Annotated in this window: 8 protein-coding genes; 3 read left to right on the top strand and 5 right to left on the bottom strand. The window is 68.5% G+C overall.

The genetic code is table 11. The annotated features are described in order from the left end of the window. Window positions 1–978 (top strand): DJ-1/PfpI family protein (locus B7X32_RS18630; RefSeq protein ID WP_292723112.1); only part of this gene is annotated, 978 nt, incomplete at its 5' end. A 44-nt stretch (window positions 979–1,022) separates the two neighbouring features. Here the strand turns inward: B7X32_RS18630 and B7X32_RS18625 are convergent. Further along, the gene (locus tag B7X32_RS18625; protein WP_292723109.1) at window positions 1,023–1,310 is read right to left on the bottom strand and encodes a MerR family transcriptional regulator; all 288 of its coding nucleotides are present in this window, start codon (window positions 1,308–1,310) and stop codon (window positions 1,023–1,025) included. Between the two features lie 142 nt (window positions 1,311–1,452). On the opposite strand from B7X32_RS18625, the gene B7X32_RS18620 reads away from it, so the two are divergent. Beyond that, on the top strand, window positions 1,453–1,881 hold the full coding sequence (locus B7X32_RS18620) for an HSP20 family small heat-shock protein (RefSeq protein WP_292723107.1): 429 nt from the start codon (window positions 1,453–1,455) through the stop codon (window positions 1,879–1,881). Window positions 1,882–1,899: 18 nt separating this feature from the next. Continuing rightward, window positions 1,900–2,190: a hypothetical protein gene (locus B7X32_RS18615; protein ID WP_292723105.1), complete on the top strand. Its 291-nt coding sequence runs from the start codon at window positions 1,900–1,902 to the stop codon at window positions 2,188–2,190. A 212-nt stretch (window positions 2,191–2,402) separates the two neighbouring features. On the opposite strand, the gene B7X32_RS18610 is transcribed toward B7X32_RS18615, so the two are convergent. The 4 genes from B7X32_RS18610 to B7X32_RS18595 form a co-directional block, all read right to left on the bottom strand. Next, on the bottom strand, window positions 2,403–3,182 hold the full coding sequence (locus B7X32_RS18610; RefSeq protein ID WP_292723101.1) for a carboxymuconolactone decarboxylase family protein: 780 nt from the start codon (window positions 3,180–3,182) through the stop codon (window positions 2,403–2,405). Window positions 3,183–3,253: 71 nt separating this feature from the next. Beyond that, window positions 3,254–3,664: a VOC family protein gene (locus B7X32_RS18605; RefSeq protein ID WP_292723099.1), complete on the bottom strand. Its 411-nt coding sequence runs from the start codon at window positions 3,662–3,664 to the stop codon at window positions 3,254–3,256. Window positions 3,665–3,724: 60 nt separating this feature from the next. After that, window positions 3,725–4,324 (bottom strand): class I SAM-dependent methyltransferase, encoded by a 600-nt coding sequence (locus B7X32_RS18600; RefSeq protein WP_292723097.1) that lies wholly within the window; start codon window positions 4,322–4,324, stop codon window positions 3,725–3,727. A gap of 25 nt (window positions 4,325–4,349) precedes the next feature. Next, complete coding sequence (locus tag B7X32_RS18595) at window positions 4,350–4,616, bottom strand: hypothetical protein (protein WP_292723094.1); 267 nt, start codon at window positions 4,614–4,616, stop codon at window positions 4,350–4,352. Between the last annotated feature and the right edge of the window lie 96 nt (window positions 4,617–4,712).

Below are 4,712 nucleotides of genomic sequence, written 5' to 3'. Positions count from 1 at the left end.
CTCCCGCGTCCGGACCTCGTCGTGGTTCCGGCGATCACCGACCCCTCGGGCGCGGAGGAGGCGGATCTGCGGTCGTTCATCGAATCCGCGCACGCTTCCGGCGCTCGCATCATGGGCGTCTGCGCCGGCGCCCGGGTGCTCGTCGAGACATCGGTGCTCAAGGGGAAGAAGGCGACGTCCTTCTGGTCCGACATCGACGGGCTGTCGTCGGCGCACCCGGAGACGACCTGGGTGCGAGGCCAGCGCTGGGTGGAGGACGGCGACGTCCTCACCACGGCGGGCGTGAGCTCCGGCATCGCCGCGAGCCTGTTCGCCGTGCAGCAGCGGGCGGGCACGGCCGAAGCGCTACGGATCGCCGAAGACGTCCGCTACCCGCATTGGGAACCGGATGCTCCGACGGACATCCCCGTCAACACGGTCTCCCTCGCGGACTACCCCTACGTGCTCGGCGCCACCCTGCCGTGGGGTCAGCCCCGCTACGGCCTCGGCCTCACGCCCGGTGTGGACGAGATCGAGGTCGCCGCAGCCGCCGAGCTCTATGGCGGAGCCGCCTTCACCGCGCACATGGTCCCTGTCGCCCGAACCGCCGAGGTCACCACACGGCACGGCATGAAGCTCCTCGCCACCCCCGTCACGAAGGCCGGCCGGCTCGACCGCCTCGTCATCCCCGGAGCGGCCTCATCCGCGCCGTTCGCCGAGGCCGTCCCCGACGTCCCGGTGTTCCTGCCGGCCACGGCGGCCGGCACGGGCAACACCAGCTTCGATCCGATCCTCGTCGACATCGCCCGCACCGAGGGCCGTCATACCGCCGAAACCGCCGCCAAGTACATCGAGTACCCCCTCCCTCCCCTGCCGCAGCAGGACGGCACGCCCACTCGCGTCGTCACGATCGCCATCATCGGGGTCCTCGTGGCGGTCACGGTCGGGGTCTCCCCCGCGGTCGTCAGCAGGACTCGTCGTCGTGCGCGACTCCGCTGAGTCGACATGCCGGCGCGACCGCTCATCTGCCGTCGCGGGAGACGTCAGGATCCTTCATCGACCTGCGCCCTCAGCCGGGCGTTCTCATCCTGCAGGGGAAGGACCATGGCGATCCCGGCGAGATTGAGGCCCTCGGCGAGCAGTCTCCCGATGCGGCGCAGCCGGTCCAGATCGTCGGCGCTGTAACGGCGAGTGCCCCCCGCGGTCCGGGCGGGGGTGAGCAGACCGGCCGTCTCGTACGCGCGGAGGTTCTGCACCCCCGTCCCGACGAGGTCCGCCGCGACCGAGATCCCGTAGACGCCCTGCGCGGCGCGGGGTTGGCGGTCATCCACGATCTGATCCTTCCGGCGGAAATGTTCTCTTGCATTAGTCTGACACGGGTGCTATAACAAATCTATAGCGCAGGGCATAGATCCTGACGAATGGATCCGTGCCCCATGAAGCATCTTCAACGAGGACATGGAGGTGGTTACGATGCTGATGCGCACCGATCCGTTCCGTGAGCTGGATCGACTCACCCAGCAGATGTTCGGAACAGATGGAACCCTCGCCCGACCCTCGGTCATGCCGATGGACGCGTGGCGCGACGGCTACGTCTTCTACGTCGAATTTGATTTGCCCGGCTTGGACCGGGATTCTTTCGACCTGGACGTCGAACGGAATGTGGTGATGGTTAGGGCCGAGCGGCCGATCCGCGCCAGCGACGCCGACATGCTGGCCTCGGAACGACCTCGCGGGGTCTTCAGCCGCCAGCTCGTGCTCGGTGACAACCTGGACACAGGGAACATCAGCGCCAATTACGACGACGGCGTGCTCGCTCTGCAGATCCCCGTCGCCGAGGAGGCGAAGCCCCGCCGGGTGCCGATCAGCAGCAAGTCCGAGAGCCTCGCCATCGGCAGCTGAACGGGTCGGGAGCAGATCATGACGATCACATCCTCCGAGGGCGTCAGGCCCGATCCGCGCATCGATGAGCAGTTCGTCGACATCATCTGTGCGGATGATGCACTGATGCAGGCCGAGTTCGAGGCGATCGTCGCCGCCGAATGGGCCATGTCGCCGCCGGTCCCCCGCACGGGCTCCGGCACGGCCGACGGCCGCAGCGTCGGCCGCGATCATCGTCGCCCGGCCCCTCGGCTCGGCTCAGGAGAGAACAGACCGGAGCGGGTGAGCGGAGAGATCCCGTTCGCGCGCTCTCCTCCCGACGCGCAGTGAGCCGCTTCATCATCAGGGCCACGCTTGATCCGCCGAGGTGACAGCCACCCCGCCCGCACACGTGCATCGTCCGGGCGTGCACATCTGTTGAACGCCCTCGCGCGGCCAGCGCTCTCGACCGCGGGCCGAGTGGCTGCCTTCCTCGGCGGATCCGGCGCTTGTCGACCGCATCGCGGCGGCGAGTGCCTGACATCACAGGGCGACCGCGCCCGTCAGAGGCCCTTCACGGCACGGATGGCGGCGATCGTGCGCGGGAAGCCGACGTAGGGGAAGCACTGCACGAGTGCGGCGACGACCTCGGTCTTGGAGTTGCCGACCTCGATGCAGGCGCGCCCGTGCGGGCCGAGTTGCGCGGCGGTGTCGCCGATCGCCGTCAGCGCGCACAGCACGAGCAGTTCGCGTTGCGCGAGCGTGAGTCCGCCCCGGGTGTAGAAGTCGCCGAAACAGAACTCGGTCAGGAAACGAGGCAACGCCTCCGCGAACGGCGCGGGAAGGTCGATCAGGTTGTCGGCGATCTCCGTTCCGTACAGCGGCGCCTGAATCTCCAGCCCCCGCGCCCTCCGTTCCTCGTCGGTCACCGTGCCCTGAGGCGAGAGCGGCAACGAGACACCTCCCTCGCGGAAGACATCGTTGATGACGGCGCCGGCGTTGAGGACGTACGGGAAGCCGATGAACGGGGCGAGCTGATACACGGCTTCCCGCAGCTGCACCGGCTCGACGCCGACGCGCAACGCCGCCGCCGCGTGCGCTCTGAGCTGCGGCAGCGCCTGCAGGCAGGCCAGGACCGTGACGGTGATGAGTTCCCGCGCACGGTCGTCGAGGACGCCGGTGCCGAACACGTCGCCGAAGATGAACCCCCGCAGGATCCCCATCAGCTCCGGATCGTCCTCGGGTGCCGTCGCGTCGCGCGGACCGAACAGCCTCTCGTAGACGGCTTCGGCCTGCGCAGCGCGATCGCCTTCGCTCGCATCCAGGTCCAGGTTCTCCACCATGCGCCACCCTCTCCCTCAGGCTCGTGGCCACCTTACGCCCGTGCGCGCCGGCGCTCGGAGCGGGAACCGGGTCATCGCCGCCAGGGCATGTGCTGCAAGGTCCACGTGTTGCCGTCGGGGTCGGCGAATCCGGCGTACAAGACGCCGCCGGCATCCTCCACCGGCCCGACGTCGACGCCGCGCGCGACCAGCTTCGCGCGAGCGGCTTCGATGTCCGCCACGACCAGATGCAGGCCGCGGAGCGAATCCGGCGTCATCTCGGTCCCGGGCAGACCGGCGCTGAGCGTGATCGAGCAGTAGGAGCCCGGCGGAGTGAGCTGCACGATGCGGACCCCCTCGGAGGGCCTGACATCGACATCAGCGGTGAACCCGGCCTGCTCGGTGTAGAAGGCCTTGGCGCGGTCGATGTCGCTGACAGGCACGAGCACGAGCTCGAGCAGCAGCGCATCCGGTGAAATAGTGGGCACGGGATTCTCGGTCATGGTGCGATCGTGCCACATTATCCAACCGTTCGGTTGTAGATTTTGGTCAACGTGCTCGGACTACTGCGGCTTGCGCCAGGTGAGCGCATAGCGCCACAGGGCGAATCGCTTCCACTGGACCCCTGGCAGCTCCTCGCTCGCGGCCGCGCGGACCTCGGAGTACGTGTGCGGCGGTGGCCAGACGGTGGGCGCCGAGTGCTCCCAAAGAGTCCGCGTCCGCGAGAACCACTGGTGCTGGATGATGCCGAGCACATCGTGCGCGTGGTCGCCGAGGGTCGTGGATCGAGCGAGTCCCACGACGACGAGGACTCCACCGGGCGAGGTGAGGGTGCCGAGTCTCCGCAGTGCTTCATGCGTGTCTCTGAAGTGGTGGAGCGTGGCGATCGAGGCGACCACGTCGAACGTCCGGCCGAACTCATGAGTCATCACGTCGTCCTGGATCCATTCGACGCCGGGGTTCTCCGCTGCCGCGCGTGTGAGCACCCCCTCGTCGAGGTCGATGCCCGTGACGTCCGGCAGTATCGCTCGCAGCTCCCCCGCCAGCACGCCATCTCCGGTGCCGACATCGAGTGCCGAGTCCGCACCCGCGGGGACCGCGTCCGTGACGAGGCGATGGAAGTGAATGTTGTGGTTCCACCGCTGTTCGCGAGCGCGGCTCAACCGAAGGCCCTCGGATCCGGAGTCTTCACGTCGCCCCGTTGTGGTGACGCGGCGCAGCGTCGCCTGTCCACGGCGGTGCTCCCTCGACGGTGCCACGGCCTTCTCGCCGAGCGGCGAGCACCGAGGAGAAGCCCACCAGGGCGACGACGGCCGCGCCGACTGCAAGACCGATCCAGACGTTCTGGATCAGCAGTCCGAGCGCGGTCCCCACGACGCCTCCGATCACGACGGCGGTGATCCAGATGGCCACGACATATCGCCGTGAGGGCTGAGGGATCGGCGACTCGCTCATGACTGCAGGATACGCACTCGGCGCGCAGAGCGCCTGCGCTGATCGGTTCCGCCCCTCGCGGGGATCCCGATGCCGGCCACGCGCTGTCGGGTCAGC

Source organism: Microbacterium sp. 13-71-7, assembly GCF_002257455.1.
Taxonomy (GTDB): domain Bacteria; phylum Actinomycetota; class Actinomycetes; order Actinomycetales; family Microbacteriaceae; genus Microbacterium.
This window is presented reverse-complemented; position numbering and strand designations above follow the sequence as displayed.